Raw genomic sequence first — 21,237 nt, forward strand, 5'->3', positions numbered from 1 at the left:
GATCAGCCCTGCTTCGATGGTGTTGAGGAAATCGGGGCGGGTTGACCGCTTTCCTTGAGCGCCTTGGTGACTTCCGGCGGCATGTACTTTTCATCGTGCTTGGCCAGCACTTCATCGGCCACGACCACGCCGTCTGCGGTGAGCTTGCCAAGAGCAACAATGCCCTGCCCTTCACGGAACAGGTCCGGCAGGATGCCGCGGTAGGTGATGGTCACGGCCTTGTTGAAATCGGTGACGACGAACTTCACGTCCAGCGAGTCCGGCGAGCGCTGCAACGAGCCTTTTTCCACCATGCCGCCCGCACGAATACGTGTGTCCAGCGGTGCTTCGCCATTGGCAATCTGGGTCGGGGTGTAGAACAGGTTGATGTTTTCTTTCAAGGCACTCAAGGCCAGAGTGACGGCGATGCTGACACCGGCGAGGATCGCCACGATGATCAACAGGCGCTTTTTACGCAGCGGATTCACTTCTGTTTCTCCCAGCGCAGGCGACGCGCCTCTTGTTGCAGGTAACGCCGACGGGCGAGCAGCGGCAACGCCACGTTGATCGCCAGCACCACGAAGCAGATGCCATAGGCCGACCAGACGAACAGACCATGATGACCCATGGCCAGAAATTCGCCGAATGAATCAAATTTCATTGTGCATCCCCCTTCACTGGCGGATGCCCCAGGGATTTGAGCACTTCAGCCTTGACCCAGCTGGCACGGGCCTCACGCTTGAGCACCTCAAGGCGCATGCGCAGCAAAACGATCGTGCCGAAGAAGCAATAGAAGCCCAGCACCGTAAACAGCAATGGCAGCCACATTTCGGCAGGCATCGCCGGTTTTTCCGTCAGGCTGAACGTCACGCCTTGATGAAGGGTGCTCCACCACTCCACCGAGTACTTGATGATCGGAATATTGATCACACCGACAATGGCCAGCACTGCGCAGGCCTTGGCGGCGCTGTCACGGTTGCTGATGGCGTTGCTGAGGACGATCAGGCCCAGATACAGGAACAGCAAAATCAGCATTGAGGTCAGACGCGCGTCCCAGACCCACCACGAGCCCCAGGTGGGCTTGCCCCAGATAGCGCCGCTGATCAGCGCCAGTGCCGTCATCCAGGCACCAATGGGCGCAGCACTTTGCAGCGCGACGTCGGCAAGTTTCATTTTCCACACCAGCCCGACCACGCCGCAGACCGCCAGCATCACATAGCAGGACTGCGCGAGCATGGCGGCCGGAACATGGATATAGATGATGCGAAAGCTGTTGCCCTGCTGGTAATCCGGTGGCGCAAAGGCCAGCCCCCAGACGACGCCGATACCGATCAGCAATACCGCGGCGATACTTAACCAGGGCAGCAGACGCCCGCTGATGCCGTAGAACCACTTGGGGGAACCGAGCTTGTGGAACCAGGCCCAGCTCAACCCGCGTTTGGCGTTGTCTTTCATCACGCTGCCTTTCATCAAACTGCCTTCTCACGGTGTCGCTCGGGTTTGCTGCTGACTAAACGAGTCATTCAGGCAGAACCTCATTTATTCGCCGACGCTGATCTTCAGGCCAGCCGCTATTGCAAAGGGTGTCAGGGTGACCGCAAGCGCGGTCAGGCTGGCGAGCCAGAGCAGGTAACCCGTCGCGGGCATACCTTGCAATGCCGCTTGCAGCGCGCCACTGCCCAGAATCAGAACCGGGATATACAACGGCAGAATCAACAGGGCCAGTAACAAACCGCCGCGCTTCAAACCCACCGTCAATGCTGCGCCGACCGCACCGAGCAGGCTCAATACCGGCGTCCCCAGCAGCAATGACAGCAACAACACCGGCAGGCATTGAGTGGGCAAACCCAGCATCAGTGCCAGCAGCGGCGCCAACAATACCAGTGCCAGCCCGGAAAAGGTCCAATGAGCCAGCACTTTGGCCAGCACCAGCATGGCCAGAGAGTGCGAGGAAAGCACCCATTGCTCCAGAGAGCCGTCTTCGAAATCGCTACGGAACAGGCCGTCCAGCGAGAGCAGCACCGATAACAAGGCCGCCACCCAGACTAATCCCGGCGACAAGGTTTGCAACAGTTGCGTCTCTGGACCGACCGCCAACGGGAACAGTGCAATGACAATCGCAAAGAACACCAGTGGATTGGCCAGTTCGGCGGGACGCCTGAACAACAAGCGTGCCTCGCGTGCGATCAGCAGGGTAAACACATGACTCATACGGCCCATTGCCCCAGATCAATGTCGCGATAACCGGCCGGTGTGCGGCTCAAAGTGTGGTGAGTGGTCAACACAATCATGCCGCCCCGCTCGCAATGCCCGGCCAAATGCTCTTCCAGTTGCGCGACGCCCTGCTTGTCCAGCGCGGTGAAAGGCTCGTCGAGGATCCAGATCGGCGGGCTATCCAGATACAAACGCGCCAGGGCGACCCGCCTCTGCTGCCCGGCCGACAACGTGTGGCACGGGACCTCTTCAAAACCCCGAAGCCCGACGGCCTCCAGTGCCTGCCAGATGGCCGCCGATTCAACCGGACGATGCAGCGCACTCAGCCAGGCAAGATTTTCCACAGGGCTCAACAAATCCTTGATGCCCGCAGCATGGCCGATCCAGAGCAGGTTGCGGGCCAATTCGATCCGCTGCTCGCTCAACAGCAAACCGTTGACCAGTACCTGACCGGCAGTCGGCTGCATAAGCCCGGAAAGCAGGCGCAAGAGACTGGTCTTGCCACTGCCGTTAGGGCCGCTGATCTGCAACAGGTCGCCAGCGTGTACGTGCACGTCGAGGTGCTCGAAAAGCATTCGCCAGTCGCGCTCACACGCCAGGTCAATGGCTTGCAGAAAGGGTGCAGAAGGAGTCATCAGAGGTCCCGGTGCCGCATAGTCGCTTCAGAACACAGCGCGGAAAATGCGGTCTGAGGAAATGGCTGTTCAAGTCAGCTTTGAAACGGCCGTTACATTGGCAACTTCATTTGTATCAGTGGCTGCTACAGCGGGCCGCATTATACATGGCATGTCCGCCACAAGAGGGCATTTTCAACAGGTCGCGATTCCATGACAGGTGACATCACCAGCCTTCAACCGACTACCGCCGCTACCGCTCTGGGCCGCGCAGGCCTCTCCCCGGCGCAAGTGCTTCAACTCCTCCAGCCAATGGAAAACCTTATAAAGCCGGGCGAGACTGTCTCTGCCGAGGTGATCACCCTCAAGCAACTGCAACAGAATTTCCAGTTACTGATCAAGCTGGCGCTGAGTAATGGTCTACAGACCAGCGTCAGTGTGACCAGTCCCCTGCCCCTAACACCCGGCACTACGCTTTCAATCTCGCAAGCATCTGCCAATGCACTGACCATGACCTTGCAGCAGGTCAACACTGCGTTGAACAACCTGCAGACCAGCATCGACACCGAACAGTTACCGCAGGGCACATTGCTGCAGGCCCGGGTGCTTACTACGCAGGTTGTGGCCGATGCCGTGAATCAGCTGACCGGCCTGGGGACGGCGCAGCCCGGCACATCATCCGCCGCGCAGCCAGCGCTTTATAAATCCATTGTGATCCTGCTCAATACAGCCCTGGCGGGGACCAGCCTGAGCATCGAAAGCCCTCAGCCGCTACGACCCGGCTCATTGCTGAGCGCTCAGGTGCAGGGCAGCCAGTCGCTCAATTTCGTGCCGCTGCCCAGCAACCTTGATCAATTGGCGGTGACCCAGCAACTCACCACTCAGCAAAACCGCCAAGGTTCCCTGGACGTGTTGATCAACGCGCTGCGCAACCTTCAACCGCCGCCTGCATCTTCTGGTTCTGCAACACCCGCACCCTCAACACCGTTGCAAGCGAGCATTCAGCAGTTGCTGGCGGATTTGCCGGACATGGAGCAAATGAGCAATCCCCGCGTCGTCGCCCAGGCGATCAACGCCAGCGGCCTGTTCATGGAAGCAAAGCTGCTCTCGGGAATGAACCCGATGGCGATGCCAGACATGAAGGCCAACCTGATGCAACTCATCGCGCAGTTGCTGCCGGGCCTGCCTGCCAACACCAGCTACGACGCTGCCGCTGCCTCCAACATGCTGGCGAGGACCATGCCCGGTGTATTGCGCAGCGCATTGGGCACCATGGGGCTGGTCGCACCGCCGCCCTTGCCAGTCCACTTCCCGCTGCCCTCGCGCGCCGTGAAAGGTGGAAAGGAAGATGACCTCGAAATTCTGCTCAAGCTCGCTGCCGCTGCGGTTTCGCGCGTGCAAAGCCATCAGTTGGCAAGCCTGGAACAGACGCGGACCAATGCCGACGGTAATCAGTTGACTACCTGGCAACTGGAAATCCCGATGCGCAACGGTCAGGACATCGTCCCGATGCAGGTCAAGATACAGCGCGAAGACATGCCGGAAAAAGACAGCAGTCAGGAAAAGGACGACAGCGAGCCGAAGGACGCCCGGGAGAAACTCTGGAAGATCGACCTGGCCTTTGACCTGACGCCCCTCGGCGCACTTCAGGTTCAGGCACAACTGCTTCGTGGCAAGTTGTCGAGCCAGCTCTGGGCCGAGCGCGCCGACAGTGCTGCATTAATCAGCAAAGAGCTCGGGTATTTGCGCGAGCGGTTGATTGCCTCAGGCCTTGAGGTGGGCGAACTGGCCTGCAGTCAGGGCGTACCGCATCAGGGCCCTCGCACCACCCTTCAACAACGCTGGATCGACGAGAACGCCTGATGAGCCAACCCGACCAAAACCCGCGTCAGGCGATCGCGCTGACTTACGACGGCACGCACACTCCGACCTTGAGCGCCAAAGGTGACGATCAGTTGGCCGAAGCCATTCTGGCCATTGCTCGTGAGTATGAAGTGCCCATTTATGAGAATGCCGAGCTGGTCAAGTTACTGGCGCGTATGGAGCTGGGCGACAGCATTCCAGAGCCGCTGTATCGGACCATTGCGGAGATCATTGCTTTTGCATGGCATTTGAAGGGCAAGTTTCCGGTGGGTCAGGATCCGGATGCGCCGCCGGTGGAGCGGGATATTACGCCGAAGTGGTGAAGCTACTTTGCGTACATATCCGTTGTTGGGGTGAAGGCTGGTATTGGTTGCGCCCTTACGGCGCGTCACTTTCGAAAATCCGGAAGCCGGCCCAGACAAAAGTAACCAAAGCGCTCTTGCCCCACCACTGGGTGCCTCGCTGTCGCTCGGCATGCCCGTAATCCGACATTGCTGCGTAGGGCCGCCGCCACCGGCCATCCATGGCCTGAGGCGGCTAAACCGGCATCCCTGCCGGTTTGCCCCACGCAGCAATATCGAATTCCGGCCGGCGTGGTTTAACGGGGCGCTTAAGATCAAAAGCAGATCAAAAGCAAAGCGATATAGCGGTAACACCCCGGTAGGAGCGAACTTGTTCGCGAGACGCCACCACAGCCAACGAATAAATCGTCTGACACCCCGCTTCGCAGCCTTCGGCAGCTCCTACAGAATGTCGGCAAACCCAAGAAAAACAGGTCGGCTGTCAGGCCGCCGCGCTTTTGATTTTGATCTGAGGCGCCCCGTTAAACCACGCTGGCCGAACGCAGATTCTGAAGCGTCGGCAACCCGGCAGGACGCCGGGTTAGCCGCACCGGGCCATGGATGGCCCATTGCGGCGGCCCACGGTTCAGGATCTGCGGGCGGGTATGCCGAGCCTAGGCGAGGGACCGAGTGGTGGGGCAAGAGCGTTTTGCTTACTTTTGCGCTGTTCAAAAGTGACGCGCTGTAAAAGCGCAACCAATATCAGCCATCAACGCAGAAACGGATATGCCCCCCCACAAGATGGAGGAGCGTCCAATATCACCCCTGATTATGACTATGCAGCTTGCTCATCAACTGAGCCTCTGCCTGGGTCAAACCACAGGCCTGAGTGAGTTCGTCGACACTGGCGCCCATGCCGACCAGGCGTGCGGCCTGGGCGAAAGAAAGGGTTGATGGGTCACGCTGCTCCAATGCGGTGAGTTTGTCGGGCAAAGGCCCGACAGTCGCCCGCAGCTCATGCAGGGCCTCACCCATCTTGACGGTACCGCTCTGGAAATGGTCCACCCGCCTGGCCAGCTCCCGAAAGCGCTGATCACGTAAAACGTCCAGCTCTTCCCTTTTCAGTTCGAGCTGGCGCTGGCGCTTGGTGTAAGTGATGAACCAACCCAGGGTCACTACCCAGAGAACCCCCAGGAAAATGACAGCTACCTCAATCAATCAGATGTTCTCCAGCTCGGACCACTCTTCTTCGGACATCATCTTGTCCAGTTCGACAAGGATCAACAGCTCGCCATTCTTGTTGCAGACGCCCTGAATGAACTTGGCGGATTCGTCGTTACCCACGTTCGGTGCAGTTTCCACCTCAGACTGGCGCAGATAAACCACTTCAGCAACGCTGTCGACCAGAATACCGACCACTTGCTTGTCAGCTTCGATGATCACGATACGGGTGTTGTCGCTGACTTCAACCGGTGCCAGGCCAAAACGCTGACGGGTGTCGATCACGGTCACGACGTTACCGCGCAGGTTGATGATGCCCAGCACGTAGCTTGGGGCGCCCGGTACGGGAGCGATTTCGGTGTAGCGCAGCACTTCCTGAACCTGCATCACGTTGATGCCGTAAGACTCATTATCCAGGCGGAAAGTAACCCACTGCAGAATAGGATCTTCGGAACCTTGTGCGGACGACTTCTTCATAACCCCAACCCCTCGCGTGTGTGCTGTGCAGGAAGCGTGCTGTACGCCCCCTCTTGATTATTTGGTTTTGTGCATCTGCTTGACCGCGCCACTGGCTATCAACTCGGCCAACTCTGAAACATCCAGCAAGGCGCACATGTGCTCTATCACTGTGCCCGCCAACCAGGGACGCTGCCCTCGCTGGGTACGCCATTTGATCTCCTTTGGATCAAGGCGTAGCGAACGGCTGACCTGATGCACCGCCAGCCCCCACTCATAGCCTTGAACCGAAATTACATACTGCAGGCCCTGGCGAAAATCATCGCGATAGCGATCCGGCATGATCCAGCGCGCGGTATCCAGGACTTTCAGGTTGCCGCCCTGGCTCGGCAGGATTCCGAGGAACCACTCCGGCTGACCAAACAGCGGCGTCAAATCATGACCGGCCAAGGGATAAATCGACCCCAGGCAAACCAGCGGTACCGCCAAAGTCAAGCCGGCGACATCAAACAACAGGCATTCGAACGGCTCCTCTGCCCAGGCTGGTCGACCGTCGCTGGCAGGCGGCGGTGTCGGTGTGCCCTGGGCGGTTGCGAGATGTACTTCGGCAACCGGCTCGATCAAATTAACGGTTGGTTCCGGAACCACTTCTGCGATTTCCGGAACCACTTCAACCCGCGCCACCACTGGCGCCGCAACCGGTACCACCACTGGCGCAGCGACTGCAACCGGCACAGCAACAGGCGCGGGAGCCGCGACGGCCACCGCTATCGGTGTCGCCAGCGCCTGCATGCGCTTGTCATGCTCCTGCTCTTCACGCACCGCCGCTTCGAAATCATCCTCAGCCGAGAACTGCGGTTCGGCTGGCAATACTTCGGGCAAATCTTCAGTGGCGTCCTGAAGCAGCGCATCCAGATAAGACTGCAGCGCCAACTGCGGTCGTGTTGCTATCTCTACAGGCCGGTTCAGGTTCATACAGGTGCCACACAATGATTGACGCGTTTACCGCTTGATAGAGTTATCGGCCAATGTAAGCCCCGACTTGAATGGTTCTGTGTGCCCGCTGCAAATAAAGACAACATGCTCATGTCAGGCCACCTGCGCCATGAGCTGTTCGGACAGCAAATGCTTGAGTAGCGCGCGATAAGCCAGCACTGCGCGACTTTTGTTATCGAATTGCGAAGGCGTCACGCCCTTGCGGCTGGCGTCGCGTAAACGGGTGTCCACCGGCACATAGGCTTTCCAGACGTGCTCGGGGAAACTGTCGCGCAAGAATTTCAGGGTGCCCATGGATGCCTGGGTACGTCGGTCGAACAAGGTCGGCACGATGGTGTACGGCAATGGGACCTTGCGCGAACGGTTAATCATCGCCAGCGTGTTGACCATGCGCTCCAGGCCTTTGACGGCGAGAAACTCGGTCTGCACCGGAATCACCAACTGCTGGCTGGCCGCCAATGCATTGACCATCAGCACGCCCAGCAACGGCGGGCTGTCGATCAACGCGTAGTCGAACTCCTGCCAAAGCTGCGCCAGGCTTTTGGCGATCACCAGACCCAGGCCATTCTGCCCGGGTGTCTGGCGCTCAAGCGTCGCCAGCGCAGTGCTCGACGGCAGCAACGAAATACGCTGGTCGCTGGTGGGTAACAGCAACTGACCTGGCAGGCCGTCTGGAATACTGCCCTTGTTCAAAAACAGGTCATAGACACTGTGTTCAAGGGTGTCCGGGTCGTGACCGAAGTAACTGGTCATCGAGCCATGGGGATCCAGATCGACCACGACCACGCGCTTGCCCGCCTCGGCCAACAGCCCGGCTAACGCGATGGTAGAGGTGGTTTTTCCAACACCACCTTTTTGATTGGCAACTGCCCAGACTCTCATGTGTGCTCTTCCTCCCGCCATGGCGGTGGCCATACCGAGAAACGACTATCGTACGGGTGACGAAGAATTGACGGTATTGCTGCGCACCGCCGGGTTGACAGGCGCAGGTGCAGTTTGTGTGCCAGCACGACGCAAGGCAGCATCCGGTTGCGCATTGGCCGAGCCGGAAGCGGTCAGGCTACGGCGCACATCCAGATTACGGGAGATCACCAGCACTACCCGGCGATTGCGGCCACGCCCTTCAGCTGTAGCATTGGTGGCCACAGGCTGGAACTCGCCGTACCCGACAGACGCCATACGGGCGGGGTTCAGCCCTTCCATGGCCAGCATGCGCACGATGCTCGACGAGCGCGCCGAAGACAGCTCCCAGTTGGTCGGGAACTGGGAGGTGCTGATCGGCTGGTCATCCGTGAAGCCTTCGACGTGAATCGGGTTGTCGAACGGCTTGAGGATCTTCGCGACCTTTTCAATGATCGTGAACGCCTTGTCACTGGGAATGGCGTCACCGCTGCCAAACAGCATGCCGGAACTGAGCTCGATTTCGATCCACAGTTCGTTGCCACGCACTGTCATTTGATTGGATTTGATCAGGTCGCCGAAACCAGCGCGCACGTCATCGGCGATTTCTTTGAGAGGATCAGTCTCGCTCTGGCCGATACCCGCGTCCACTTGCTCGCTGTCCTTGACTAGCGGCTCGGCCGGCTTGATCGACAACGGGCGCTGCTCGCCGATGGGAATCGGCTTCATGCTGCGCTCGGAGTCGTTGAACACGCCCACCAGCGCTTCGGAAAGGATTTTGTACTTGCCTTCGTTGACCGAAGAAATCGAGTACATCACAACGAAAAAGGCAAACAGCAGCGTGATGAAGTCCGCATAGGACACCAGCCAGCGCTCGTGATTTTCGTGCTCTTCGGGTCGACGACGTCGAGCCATGGCGTATTACTCCATGAAGCCTTGCAGCTTGAGTTCGATGGAGCGCGGGTTTTCACCCTCGGCAATGGACAGCAGACCTTCGAGAAGCATTTCGCGATAGCGCGACTGACGCAGGGCGATGCTCTTGAGTTTGTTGGCAACCGGCAACAGGATCAGGTTGGCCGAGGCAACACCATAAATAGTGGCCACGAACGCCACGGCAATACCGCTGCCCAACTGACTCGGATCAGCGAGATTGCCCATGACGTGAATCAGGCCCATCACCGCGCCGATGATGCCGATGGTGGGCGCATAGCCGCCCATGCTTTCAAAGACTTTGGCAGCCTGAATATCGCGGTGCTCCTGGGTCATGAAATCCACTTCCAGGATGCTGCGAATCGCTTGTGGTTCAGCGCCATCAACCAACAGTTGCAAGCCTTTGCGGGCATAGCTGTCAGGTTCGGCATCGGCCACCGATTCCAGACCCAGCAAGCCTTCCTTGCGGGCAGTCATGCTCCAGTTGATAACCCGGTCAATCCCCCCGGCCAGGTCGATGCGCGGCGGGAACAGAATCCAGACACCAATCTGAATGGCACGCTTGAAAGCGCTCATGGGCGCCTGCAGCATCGACGCCGCCAGCGTACCGCCAATCACGATCAAGGCCGCCGGACCATTGAGCAAGGCGGACAGATGCCCACCTTCCAGATAGTTACCGCCGACGATTGCAACGAACGCGAGGATGATACCGATCAGACTCAAAACATCCATCAGACGCACGCCTCCACGAGGTGCCGACCGATGTCGTCCAGACTGTAAATCGCGTCGGCCAGATCAGCTTTGACGATCGCCATGGGCATGCCGTAGATCACGCAGCTCGCTTCATCCTGAGCCCAGACGTGACTACCGCCCTGCTTGAGCAGACGCGCACCTTCTCGGCCGTCGGCGCCCATGCCGGTCAGCACGACCGCCAGGACCTTGTCACCGTAGGATTTGGCCGCCGACCCGAACGTAATGTCCACGCACGGTTTGTAATTCAGACGCTCGTCACCCGGCAGGATTTTCACCGCGCCACGGCCATCGATCATCATTTGCTTGCCGCCTGGAGCCAATAGCGCGAGGCCTGGACGCAGGATGTCGCCATCCTCCGCTTCCTTGACGCTGATCTTGCACAGTTTGTCCAGACGCTCTGCGAAGGCTTTGGTGAACGCCGCCGGCATGTGCTGGATGAGCACGATAGGCGCAGGAAAACTGGCAGGCAATTGGGTCAGCACACGCTGCAAGGCAACCGGGCCACCCGTCGAGGTGCCGATAGCGACCAGCTTGTAGTTCTTGCGTTTCGGTGTCCCTGACAATGGCGGGTGCGAGCTGCTTGCCGCCGAAGCTGGAGCTGGTGCTGGCGCAGGTGCCGCACGCGGGGTTACTGGCCGCGCGGGAGCCGGCGTCGGACTGGCAGTTCTGCTGGTGGCCGGAGCCGCCGTCGGGGCATGAACCGGGTTGTGAGTCGACGCATGAGTCGGGGATGAGACCGGAGCGGATACGGGCGTAGCAGAGCCGCTCAGGCCGCGGCGATTACTGCGCGAAATGCTGTGGACTTTTTCGCACAGCAGTTGCTTGACCTTCTGCGGGTTACGCGAGATGTCTTCGAAATTCTTGGGCAGGAAATCCACCGCGCCGGCGTCCAGTGCATCCAGCGTAACGCGGGCACCTTCGTGGGTCAGCGAGGAGAACATCAGCACCGGGGTTGGACTGCGCTGCATGATCTGGCGAACGGCGGTAATGCCATCCATCATGGGCATTTCGTAGTCCATGGTAATCACGTCAGGTTTGAGCGACAGCACCAGATCAATGGCTTCCTTGCCGTTGCTCGCGGTACCGACAACCTTGATATTTGGATCTGAAGAAAGAATTTCCGTGACGCGGCGGCGGAAGAAACCGGAGTCATCTACCACCAATACCTTGACTACCATAAACACTCCATTACAGGTTGCACGGAAACCACTGCGCTGTGCGACATGCCTTTGAAGCGAGGTCCGGACGATGACAGCTAATCGACCGAACATATCCCAAAGGGCCACGAGACGCATGCGCTCTACTGCAAGCTACGCAAGCGACTCGACGTTGTTATTATTGCCTTCGCATGCATTCGCAGCGTTTCGACACAACCTGACCAGGCGCCACAGGCAGTTACCTGCCAGCGGCACCAGAATCAAATACGCCGTGCGGCGTACCGCTTGAGCATACTCGGCACATCGAGAATCAAGGCAATGCGACCGTCACCAGTGATGGTGGCGCCCGACATGCCAGGCGTTCCCTGCAACATTTTGCCCAGTGGCTTGATGACCACTTCTTCCTGACCCACCAGTTGATCGACAACGAAGCCGATCCGCTGAGTGCCCACCGAAAGAATCACCACATGCCCTTCGTGCTGCTCTTCGTGGACGGCCGAACTGACCAGCCAACGCTTGAGGTAGAACAGCGGCAGCGCCTTGTCACGCACAATCACGACTTCCTGACCATCGACGACATTGGTCGTCGACAGGTCCAGGTGGAAGATCTCGTTGACGTTGACCAGCGGGAAGGCAAAGGCCTGGTTGCCCAGCATGACCATCAGGGTTGGCATGATCGCCAGGGTCAACGGCACCTTGATGACGATCTTCGAGCCTTGGCCCTTGGTCGAGTAGATGTTGATCGTACCGTTGAGCTGGGCAATCTTGGTTTTCACCACGTCCATGCCCACGCCACGGCCCGATACGTCGGAGATCTCGGTTTTGGTCGAGAAACCCGGTGCGAAGATCAGGTTGTAGCAGTCGGTATCGCTCAGACGATCAGCCGCATCCTTGTCCATCACGCCACGCTTGACCGCAATCGCGCGCAGAACGTTAGGGTCCATGCCCTTGCCGTCATCGGAAATCGACAACAGGATGTGATCGCCTTCCTGCTCGGCAGAGAGAATGACGCGACCGCCACGGGGTTTGCCCGATGCCTCGCGCTCTTCCGGCGTTTCGACACCGTGGTCAACCGCGTTACGCACCAAGTGGACCAGCGGATCGGCAAGCGCCTCGACGAGGTTCTTGTCCAGGTCGGTCTCTTCGCCCACCAGTTCAAGGTTGATCTCTTTCTTGAGCTGACGAGCCAGGTCACGTACGAGTCGCGGGAAACGACCGAAGACTTTCTTGATCGGCTGCATCCGGGTCTTCATCACCGCGGTCTGCAAGTCGGCCGTTACCACATCCAGGTTGGAAACCGCCTTGGACATGGCTTCGTCGCCGCTGTTGAGACCCAGGCGAACCAGACGGTTACGCACCAGCACCAGTTCGCCGACCATGTTCATGATCTCGTCCAGGCGCGCGGTATCGACCCGCACGGTGGTTTCCGCTTCTGAAGCGACCGGCTTTTCAGCAGGTGGCGCAGCCGGTTTGGCAGGCGCAGGCGCGGCAGCCTTGGCGGGCGCTGGTGCGGCAGCCGGTTTGGCTGCAGCCGCCGGAGCAGGCTTGGCTGCTGGCGCCGCTGCTTTGGCAGGTGCAGCAACGGCGGCCGCAGGCGCAGCAACCGCGGCGGCTGTTGCGGCTATTTCTGGCTCGAATTTGCCCTTGCCGTGCAGCTCATCGAGCAAGGCTTCAAATTCGTTATCGGTGATTTCGTTATCTTTGCCAGCCGATGCAGCCCCGGCAGCAGCAGGCGCTGGCGCAACGGCAGGAGCCGCTGTGGAAGCGACCGCGGTGGCATCGAACGAACCCTTGCCGTGCAATTGATCGAGCAATGCTTCGAATTCATCGTCGGTGATATCACCGCTTTCAGCCTTGCCAGCCGGTGCAGGCGCTACCGCAGCGGCAGCAGGTGCCACGTCGGGAGCAAACTGACCTTTGCCATGCAACTGGTCGAGCAGCGATTCGAATTCCGAGTCGGTGATTTCGTCAGTTGCGGCTACGCCCGTTGCAGCCGGTGCAGCAGCAACCGGTGCTTGCTCCTTGGCTGCATTGAGCGAATCAAGCAGGTTTTCGAATTCGGTATCGGTGATCTCGTCGGAAGGCGCTTCGGCGACAGCTTCGACAGGTGCCTCCTCCACGACGTCAGCAGCAGGCGCTTCGTCAGCCGATGCCGGCTCCGCCAGGCGCGCCAGGGCAGCCAGCAATTCCGGTGTTGCCGGAGTCACTTCACTGCGCTCACGCACTTGACTGAACATCGCATTGACCGCATCCAGCGCTTCAAGGACCACGTCCATCAGTTCCGAATCTACGCGACGCTCACCCTTGCGCAGGATGTCGAAGACGTTCTCGGCGATGTGGCAGCACTCCACCAGCTCATGGAGCTGGAGGAAGCCGGCGCCCCCTTTTACAGTGTGAAAACCGCGAAAAATTGCATTGAGCAGATCTGCGTCATCCGGTCGGCTTTCCAGCTCGACCAACTGTTCAGACAACTGCTCGAGAATTTCGCCGGCCTCTACCAGAAAATCCTGAAGGATCTCTTCATCGGCGCCGAAGCTCATTGGGGTGCTCCCTAAAATTAACCGTCAACAGACCAGACTTAGAAGCCCAGGCTCGATAGCAGATCGTCTACATCGTCCTGTCCGGACACAACGTCTTCCCGTTTATCGGCATGAATCTGCGGACCTTCACCCTGTTTGATATGTTTTTCTGGATCTTTTTCTGCGCGGATGGATTCGTCGTCATGTTCGATGCCCGCAAAGCGGTCTACATGACTGGCCATGAGCACCAATTTCAGCAGATTGCTCTCGACTTCAGTGACCAATTGCGTGACGCGCTTGATCACCTGACCGGTCAGGTCCTGGAAGTCCTGGGCCAGCAGAATGTCGTTGAGGTGGGAGGAAACCTCATGGGTATCCTTTTCGGTGCGCGTCAAGAAACCATCGACACGTCGCGCCAGCTCACGAAACTCTTCAGCACTGACTTCACGCCGCATGAAACGCCCCCAGTCCGCGCTCAAGGCCTTGGCCTCGTCGTTCAGACTGTGCATCAGCGGGGTGCTTTCTTCGACCAGGTCCATGGTGCGGTTAGCCGCATTTTCCGTGAGCCTGACGACATACGACAGGCGTTCGGTGGCGTCCGTGATCTGGGACACCTCTTCGGCTTGCGGCATGTTCGGGTCAATCTGGAAGTTGACGATCGCGCTGTGCAACTCGCGGGTCAGCTTGCCGATTTCCTGATACAGGCCACGATCCCGAGCCTGGTTAAGCTCATGGATAAGTTGCACGGCGTCGCCGAAACGGCCTTTTTCAAGGCTCGCCACCAGCTCGGTTGCGTGTTTTTTCAGGGTCGATTCAAACTCGCCCATTGACGTTTCGTTGTTCTCCATAAAGCCCTCGCGGCATACATCAGCTATTGACGCGCTCAAAGATCTTGTCGATCTTTTCTTTCAGCGCCTGAGCCGTGAATGGCTTGACGACATAACCGTTGACGCCGGCCTGAGCCGCTTCAATGATTTGGTCGCGCTTGGCTTCTGCGGTCACCATCAACACCGGGAGGTGCTTGAGGCGCTCATCGGCACGCACTTTACGCAGCAGGTCGATACCAGTCATGCCAGGCATGTTCCAGTCCGTTACCAGAAAGTCAAAGGAACCGCTTTCCAGCATTGGCAACGCGGTAAGCCCGTCATCGGCTTCGGACGTGTTGGTAAAGCCCAGATCACGCAGCAGGTTTTTAATGATCCGCCGCATCGTTGAGAAGTCATCAACGATGAGGATTTTCATGTTCTTGTCCAATTCGACCTCCAAGCAGTCTTTGACGCGTTCAGCACCTGAACGCGCTGTTCAATCAATACCGGCACAGCTCACATCGGCTGCACGAAAACGACGGGCTTGGTAAATCAACAACTATGGAAACCGCACAGCAAATCCACGGACTGCATGAAAGCTATTGCTTTTAACAGTCCGTGGTACGAATGCCTGTATGGCCCCAGCCTTGTCCACTGTCCCACGTAACGCTTTGCACAGCCTGCTCACACGCAACACGTAATCACCAAGGATTACGTACCACTTGTCAACGCGCTCGCCACTCTCCCAAACGCCCTCGTAAACGAGCTGCGCACTGGCTGTGTAACTGGCTGACTCGAGATTCGCTGACCCCCAGGACCTCACCGATTTCCTTGAGGTTCAGCTCCTCGTCATAGTACAGCGCCAAAACCAGACGTTCACGCTCCGGCAAGTTGGCAATTGCATCTGCCAACGCAGCCTGGAAGCGTTCATCTTCCAGGTCGCGCGACGGCTCAAGCGAACCGCTTGCGCCATCCTCATGCAGTCCTTCATGTTCGCCGTCCTGCAAAAGGTCGTCGAAACTGAAGAGGCGACTGCCCAAGGTATCGTTCAAAATCCCGTAGTAATCATCGAGACTCAATTGGAGTTCGGCCGCAACCTCGTGATCTTTAGCGTCACGGCCTGTTTTTGCTTCAATTGAGCGAATTGCGTCACTGACCATGCGCGTATTGCGGTGAACCGAGCGAGGTGCCCAGTCGCCCTTGCGCACTTCATCGAGCATCGCACCACGGATACGAATCCCGGCGTACGTCTCGAAACTGGCACCCTTGGTGCAATCGTACTTGGTGGAAACTTCCAGCAAGCCGATCATCCCCGCCTGAATCAAGTCTTCGACCTGAACACTGGCAGGCAAGCGCGCCAGTAAATGGTAGGCAATGCGCTTGACCAGCGGAGCATACCGCTCGATCAAATCATATTGCGAGTTTCGGGACGCTTTGCTGTACATCTGATAGCCGCTCGCGGTCATTGAACAGGCCCTGCAGTTGTCTGGTAAACCAGTCGCTCAACGAAGAACTCAAGATGTCCACGTGGGTTGGCAGGCAGCGGCCAGGTATCGACCTTCTGCGCAATGGCCTTGAACGCCAGCGAACATTTAGAGCGTGGGAAAGCTTCGTATACGGCACGTTGTTTCTGTACGGCCTTACGCACACATTCGTCGTAAGGCACTGCGCCGACATACTGCAAAGCGACGTCCAGGAAGCGGTCAGTCACCTTGGTCAACTTGGCGAACAGGTTGCGCCCTTCCTGAGGACTCTGGGCCATATTGGCCAGGACCCGGAAACGGTTCATGCCGTAATCGCGATTGAGCAACTTGATCAGAGCGTAGGCGTCCGTGATGGAAGTGGGCTCATCGCACACCACCAGCAAGACCTCCTGAGCGGCCCGGACAAAGCTGACCACCGACTCGCCAATACCGGCGGCTGTGTCGATGACCAGCACGTCGAGATTGTCGCCAATGTCGCTGAATGCCTGAATCAGACCGGCGTGCTGCGCCGGGCTCAGATGAACCATGCTCTGGGTGCCGGAGGCAGCAGGCACGATTCGAATCCCGCCCGGGCCTTGCAACAACACGTCGCGAAGCTCACAACGACCCTCGATCACATCGGCGAGGGTACGTTTTGGCGTCAGCCCCAGAAGGACGTCGACATTCGCCAGGCCAAGGTCGGCGTCCAGCAGCATGACGCGCCGGCCGAGCTCGGCCAAGGCCAGCGAAAGGTTCACTGACACGTTAGTCTTACCGACGCCACCCTTGCCGCCGGTCACCGCGATCACCTGTACGGGATGCATGCTGCCCATGTTAATTGTTTACCTTGTCTTGCGTAGACCGAAGCCAGATTGCGGGCGACACGCTCAATGAAGAGCAATGCCAGGCAGACCACCGATGCAGGTAACTCTGAATAGTTCGCTTCACTTAACCGACCCGTTTGTTGGGGTTGTGGTAAAGGTCGGCGAACATATCCGCCATGGCCTCTTCGCTTGGCTCTTCTTGCATCTGCACATTGACCGCGCGCGTCACCAATTGGTGCCTGCGCGGAATGTGGAGATCATCAGGAATTCTAGGCCCATCAGTCAGATAGGCCACAGGCAACTCATGACTGATGGCAAGGCTGAGCACTTCCCCCAGGCTGGCAGTTTCGTCCAGCTTGGTCAGGATGCAGCCGGCCAGACCACAGCGTTTGTAGCTGTGATACGCAGCCGTCAGCACTTGTTTCTGGCTGGTGGTTGCCAGTACCAGATAATTACGTGATTTGATCCCGCGCCCCGCCAGACTCTCCAGCTGCATACGCAGAGCCGGATCACTGGCTTGCAGGCCCGCGGTATCAATCAGCACAACACGCTTGCGCAGCAGTGGGTCCAGCGCTTGCGCCAGTGACTGGCCTGGATCGACGTGAGTCACCGGCACGTTGAGGATGCGGCCCAATGTCTTGAGCTGCTCCTGAGCGCCGATACGGAAACTGTCCATGCTGACCAGGGCGATATTCTGTGCGCCGTACTTGAGTACGTAACGCGCTGCCAGCTTGGCCAGCGTGGTGGTCTTGCCCATGCCAGCCGGGCCGACCATGGCAATCACACCGCCTTCTTCAAGCGGCTCGACGTCAGGCACTTCGATCATCCGCGCCAGGTGGGCCAGCAACATGCGCCAGGCCTGACGTGGCTCGTCGATATCAGGGATCATTTCCAGCAGGTCGCGGGACAACGGGCCAGACAAGCCGACACGTTGCAGACGACGCCAAAGATTGGCCTGGGCCGGACGACTGCCCTGCAACTGATTCCACGCCAGGGAGCCGAGCTGGACTTCCAGCAGCTCACGCAGGCCATTCAATTCAAAACGCATCGAGTCGTAACCGCGCTGACCACCCGCTGGCGCAGCCGGAGCAGCCTGCGGCTGTACGGAGGGACGCGGCGGCTCTTCCAGCGTCGGCTCGATGTGGGTATCGGCAGCGCTCAATGGCAAACCGGCAAACAACTGGCGATTGGTCACGCCATCGCTGTCGCTACGGTTATTCAGTTCAGCCTGGGCCGAGACAATGCGCGACTGGGTTTTGCGCAACTCGTCCTCAAGCTCGATGTTAGGTACACGAGGAGCGAGCGCGGACAATTTGTAATCCAGAGCGGCAGTCAGCTCGACGCCACCGGCAATGCGCCGGTTACCGATGATGGCCGCTTCAGCGCCCAGCTCATCACGAACCAGTTTCATGGCTTGACGCATATCGGCGGCGAAAAATCGCTTAACTTGCATGTCTCACTACCTCAGCCGTTAGGCCCGACAGTCGCTACGATGGTTACTTGCTTGTTGTCAGGAATTTCCTGATACGCCAACACGTGCATATTTGGTACAGCCAACCGTCCAAACCGCGACAGCATGGCCCGAACCGGGCCTGCCACCAGCAAAATCACTGGTAAGCCTTGCATCTCTTGACGCTGGGCGGCGTCGATCAGCGAACGCTGAAGTTTTTCCGCCATGCTTGGTTCAAGGAGAACGCCTTCTTCCTGACCCTGACCAGCCTTCTGCAGACTATTGAGCAATATCTGTTCCAACCTTGGCTCCAGCGTGATAACTGGTAGCTCCGGCTCAATGCCTACAATGCTTTGGACGATTGCGCGGCTCAAGCCGACCCGGACTGCAGCCACCAGAGCGGCGGTATCTTGACTCCGTTGAGCGTTGTTGGCGATGGCTTCGGCAATGGTGCGGATGTCCCGCACAGGAACCTGCTCGGACAACAATGCCTGCAACACCTTGAGCAAGGCAGACAACGACAGAATGCCTGGAACCAGCTCTTCAGCCAGCTTGGGCGAGCCTTTGGCCAGCAATTGCATCAATTGCTGCACTTCCTCATGGCCTATCAGCTCATGGGAGTGCTTGTAGAGAATCTGGTTAAGGTGCGTGGCGACAACCGTACTGGCGTCCACCACGGTATAACCCAGCGACTGAGCCTGACTGCGCTGACTGATTTCGATCCAGACGGCTTCCAGACCAAACGCCGGGTCCTTGGCGGTAATACCATTAAGCGTACCGAACACCTGACCCGGGTTGATTGCCAGCTCCCGGTCCGGATAAATCTCCGCCTCTGCCAGCGTCACACCCATAAGCGTCAAACGATAGGCGCTAGGCGCCAGATCCAGGTTGTCGCGAATGTGTACGGTCGGCATCAGGAAGCCCAGCTCTTGAGAGAGCTTCTTGCGCACGCCCTTGATCCGCGCCAGCAGTTGACCACCCTGATTACGGTCTACCAGCGGAATGAGGCGATAGCCCACTTCCAGGCCGATCATGTCGATGGGAGTCACATCATCCCAGCCCAGTTCTTTGGAATCCTGAATACGCGTCGGCGAAGGCAGCATTTCCTGCTGACGCTTGACCTCTTCCAAAGCGACGACCTTGACCTGATTCTCTTTCTTCCACAGCAGGTAGCCGATGCCGCAAGCGACGAGGCCCAGACTGATGAAGGAGAAGTGTGGCATGCCAGGCACGAGGCCCATCACGATCATGATCGCGCCGGACACACCCAGCGCTTTCCAGGAAGTAAACATCTGACGGTTGATCATCTTGCCCATTTCTTCCGAACCGGAAGCACGGGTCACCATGATCGCTGCGGCGGTGGACAAAAGCAGTGATGGCAATTGCGCCACCAAACCGTCACCGATGGTCAGCAAGGTGTATATCTTGCCGGCTTCGGAGAAGGTCATGTTGTGCTGCAGCATGCCAACGAGCATGCCACCAATAAGGTTGATGAAGAGAATCAACAAGCCGGCAATGGCGTCACCACGCACGAACTTGCTGGCACCGTCCATGGAACCGTAGAACTCGGCTTCCTGAGCGACTTCAAGACGGCGACGCTTGGCTTCAGGCTGGTCGATCAGACCGGCGTTCAGGTCGGCGTCGATTGCCATTTGCTTACCGGGCATGGCGTCCAGGGTGAAACGCGCGCTCACCTCGGAGATCCGTCCGGCACCTTTGGTGATTACCACGAAGTTGATGATCATCAGGATGGCGAACACCACGATACCCACAACGTAGTTACCGCCGATGACCACTTCACCAAACGCTTGAATCACTTTACCGGCAGCGGCGTGACCGTCCTGACCGTGAAGCATGACCACGCGGGTCGAAGCCACGTTGAGCGCCAGCCTCAATAAGGTGGCGACCAGCAGGATGGTCGGGAATACCGAGAAGTCGAGTGGACGCAGTGCGTAGACGCAGACCAGCAGAACCACGATGGACAGTGCGATGTTGAACGTGAAGAACACGTCCAGCAGGAACGGCGGGATGGGCAACATCATCATTGCCATCATGACCAACAGCAGCAACGGAACGCCCAGCTGGCCGCGGCCGAGGCCTGCCAGATTGCTGCGTGCGCTACTGATTAACTGAGAGCGTTCCACCGATTATTTACCTGCGCGCTAAATCAAAACTTTGACGCCGATGGCGACCTGATATGACCTATTGCAAGAAGCTTTCCAACTGTGGAATCGGTGATGAAATAGCGGGCGGGGTCTGTAAGAAAGTGTGAGATGGGGGGGGTCATTTAGTGATTTGTGTACATATCCGTTACTGGGTAACGGCGGCTTTATGGTTCCGCCCTTACGGCGGGTCACTTTCGAAAAGCGCGAAAGTAACCAAAGCGCTCATGCCCCACCACTTGGTGCCTCGCCTAGGCTCGGCATGCCCGTAATCCGACCTTGCTGCGTGGGGCCGCCGCCACCGGCCATCCATGGCCTGAGGCGGCTAAACCGGCATCCCTGCCGGTTTGCCCCACGCAGCAAGGTCGGATTTCGGCCGGCGTGGTTTAACGGGGCGCTTAAGATCAAAATCAAAATCAAAAGCAGAACAGATCAAAAGCAGAGCGAGAACGGTGGTATCGCCTCGGACCGGTAGGAGCGAACTTGTTCGCGAGACGTCCCGACAGCCAACCCATTCTTCGCCTGACACACCGCATCGCAGCCTTCGGCAGCTCCTTATCTGTTAGCAATCTGTCAGATTAGGTGCCGAGAGTCGACGTGGACGATCGCTCGCTCCTCGATTTAGCCGATCGTTCTGTAGCAAGGTCTC

General features: G+C 58.4%; 21 protein-coding genes. 2 read left to right on the forward strand and 19 right to left on the reverse strand.

The annotated features are described in order from the left end of the window. Positions 1-2: 2 nt before the first annotated feature. The 5 genes from ccmE to ccmA all read right to left on the reverse strand — a co-directional run bounded on the left by ccmE (position 3) and on the right by ccmA (position 2,828). Positions 3-467, reverse strand: coding sequence for a cytochrome c maturation protein CcmE (gene ccmE / locus CKW31_RS21385; RefSeq protein WP_095099714.1), 465 nt, complete (start codon positions 465-467; stop codon positions 3-5). Next, positions 464-640, reverse strand: coding sequence for a heme exporter protein CcmD (gene ccmD / locus CKW31_RS21390; RefSeq protein WP_027898026.1), 177 nt, complete (start codon positions 638-640; stop codon positions 464-466). The genes ccmE and ccmD overlap by 4 nt, the downstream gene beginning before the upstream one ends. Continuing rightward, the gene (locus CKW31_RS21395) at positions 637-1,434 is read right to left on the reverse strand and encodes a heme ABC transporter permease (protein WP_095099777.1); all 798 of its coding nucleotides are present in this window, start codon (positions 1,432-1,434) and stop codon (positions 637-639) included. Before CKW31_RS21395 ends, ccmD begins: the two co-directional genes overlap by 4 nt. Positions 1,435-1,518: 84 nt before the next feature. Beyond that, positions 1,519-2,190, reverse strand: coding sequence for a heme exporter protein CcmB (ccmB, locus tag CKW31_RS21400; RefSeq protein ID WP_095099780.1), 672 nt, complete (start codon positions 2,188-2,190; stop codon positions 1,519-1,521). Further along, on the reverse strand, positions 2,187-2,828 hold the full coding sequence (ccmA, locus tag CKW31_RS21405) for a cytochrome c biogenesis heme-transporting ATPase CcmA (RefSeq protein ID WP_095099717.1): 642 nt from the start codon (positions 2,826-2,828) through the stop codon (positions 2,187-2,189). Before ccmA ends, ccmB begins: the two co-directional genes overlap by 4 nt. 192 nt (positions 2,829-3,020) lie before the next feature. Here ccmA and CKW31_RS21410 point away from each other — a divergent pair, with 192 nt between their 5' ends. Together CKW31_RS21410 and CKW31_RS21415 are read left to right on the forward strand one after the other, a co-directional pair. Continuing rightward, complete coding sequence (locus CKW31_RS21410; RefSeq protein ID WP_095099720.1) at positions 3,021-4,670, forward strand: flagellar hook-length control protein FliK; 1,650 nt, start codon at positions 3,021-3,023, stop codon at positions 4,668-4,670. Then, positions 4,670-4,993, forward strand: a complete 324-nt coding sequence (locus CKW31_RS21415) for an EscU/YscU/HrcU family type III secretion system export apparatus switch protein (protein WP_095099724.1) — start codon at positions 4,670-4,672, stop codon at positions 4,991-4,993. Before CKW31_RS21410 ends, CKW31_RS21415 begins: the two co-directional genes overlap by 1 nt. A 777-nt stretch (positions 4,994-5,770) precedes the next feature. Here the strand turns inward: CKW31_RS21415 and CKW31_RS21425 are convergent. From CKW31_RS21425 to flhA, 14 genes are all read right to left on the reverse strand, one after another. Continuing rightward, the gene (locus CKW31_RS21425) at positions 5,771-6,169 is read right to left on the reverse strand and encodes a DUF2802 domain-containing protein (protein ID WP_095099726.1); all 399 of its coding nucleotides are present in this window, start codon (positions 6,167-6,169) and stop codon (positions 5,771-5,773) included. Further along, entirely contained in the window at positions 6,170-6,649 is a 480-nt protein-coding gene (locus CKW31_RS21430; RefSeq protein WP_087266835.1) for a chemotaxis protein CheW, read from the reverse strand. Between the two features lie 57 nt (positions 6,650-6,706). Next, a complete protein-coding gene (locus CKW31_RS21435; RefSeq protein WP_095099729.1) occupies positions 6,707-7,603 on the reverse strand; it encodes a CheW domain-containing protein in 897 nt (298 codons plus the stop codon). A gap of 114 nt (positions 7,604-7,717) precedes the next feature. Next, entirely contained in the window at positions 7,718-8,506 is a 789-nt protein-coding gene (locus CKW31_RS21440) for a ParA family protein (protein ID WP_095099731.1), read from the reverse strand. A gap of 45 nt (positions 8,507-8,551) precedes the next feature. Then, positions 8,552-9,439 carry a flagellar motor protein MotD gene (gene motD / locus CKW31_RS21445; RefSeq protein WP_095099734.1) on the reverse strand — a complete coding sequence of 296 codons (888 nt, stop codon included), beginning with the start codon at positions 9,437-9,439 and terminating at the stop codon, positions 8,552-8,554. Positions 9,440-9,445: 6 nt separating this feature from the next. Then, complete coding sequence (locus CKW31_RS21450; RefSeq protein WP_095099737.1) at positions 9,446-10,186, reverse strand: flagellar motor protein; 741 nt, start codon at positions 10,184-10,186, stop codon at positions 9,446-9,448. After that, complete coding sequence (locus tag CKW31_RS21455) at positions 10,186-11,385, reverse strand: chemotaxis response regulator protein-glutamate methylesterase (RefSeq protein WP_095099740.1); 1,200 nt, start codon at positions 11,383-11,385, stop codon at positions 10,186-10,188. The genes CKW31_RS21450 and CKW31_RS21455 overlap by 1 nt, the downstream gene beginning before the upstream one ends. Before the next feature lie 239 nt (positions 11,386-11,624). Further along, positions 11,625-13,904, reverse strand: a complete 2,280-nt coding sequence (locus CKW31_RS21460) for a chemotaxis protein CheA (RefSeq protein ID WP_095099742.1) — start codon at positions 13,902-13,904, stop codon at positions 11,625-11,627. A gap of 38 nt (positions 13,905-13,942) precedes the next feature. Beyond that, positions 13,943-14,731: a protein phosphatase CheZ gene (locus CKW31_RS21465; RefSeq protein ID WP_095099745.1), complete on the reverse strand. Its 789-nt coding sequence runs from the start codon at positions 14,729-14,731 to the stop codon at positions 13,943-13,945. A 19-nt stretch (positions 14,732-14,750) separates the two neighbouring features. Next, complete coding sequence (locus tag CKW31_RS21470) at positions 14,751-15,125, reverse strand: chemotaxis response regulator CheY (protein WP_176469940.1); 375 nt, start codon at positions 15,123-15,125, stop codon at positions 14,751-14,753. 289 nt (positions 15,126-15,414) lie between these two features. Then, positions 15,415-16,155: an RNA polymerase sigma factor FliA gene (fliA, locus tag CKW31_RS21475; protein WP_095099748.1), complete on the reverse strand. Its 741-nt coding sequence runs from the start codon at positions 16,153-16,155 to the stop codon at positions 15,415-15,417. Then, the gene (fleN, locus tag CKW31_RS21480; protein WP_095099750.1) at positions 16,152-16,985 is read right to left on the reverse strand and encodes a flagellar synthesis regulator FleN; all 834 of its coding nucleotides are present in this window, start codon (positions 16,983-16,985) and stop codon (positions 16,152-16,154) included. The genes fliA and fleN overlap by 4 nt, the downstream gene beginning before the upstream one ends. A 115-nt stretch (positions 16,986-17,100) precedes the next feature. Then, positions 17,101-18,429 (reverse strand): flagellar biosynthesis protein FlhF, encoded by a 1,329-nt coding sequence (gene flhF / locus CKW31_RS21485; protein ID WP_095099753.1) that lies wholly within the window; start codon positions 18,427-18,429, stop codon positions 17,101-17,103. 11 nt (positions 18,430-18,440) lie between these two features. Beyond that, positions 18,441-20,570, reverse strand: coding sequence for a flagellar biosynthesis protein FlhA (flhA, locus tag CKW31_RS21490; RefSeq protein ID WP_095099756.1), 2,130 nt, complete (start codon positions 20,568-20,570; stop codon positions 18,441-18,443). Positions 20,571-21,237: the final 667 nt, after the last annotated feature.

The sequence above is a fragment of the Pseudomonas sp. Irchel 3A5 genome, from assembly GCF_900187575.1.
In the GTDB taxonomy this organism is placed as follows: Bacteria; Pseudomonadota; Gammaproteobacteria; order Pseudomonadales; family Pseudomonadaceae; genus Aquipseudomonas; species Aquipseudomonas folii.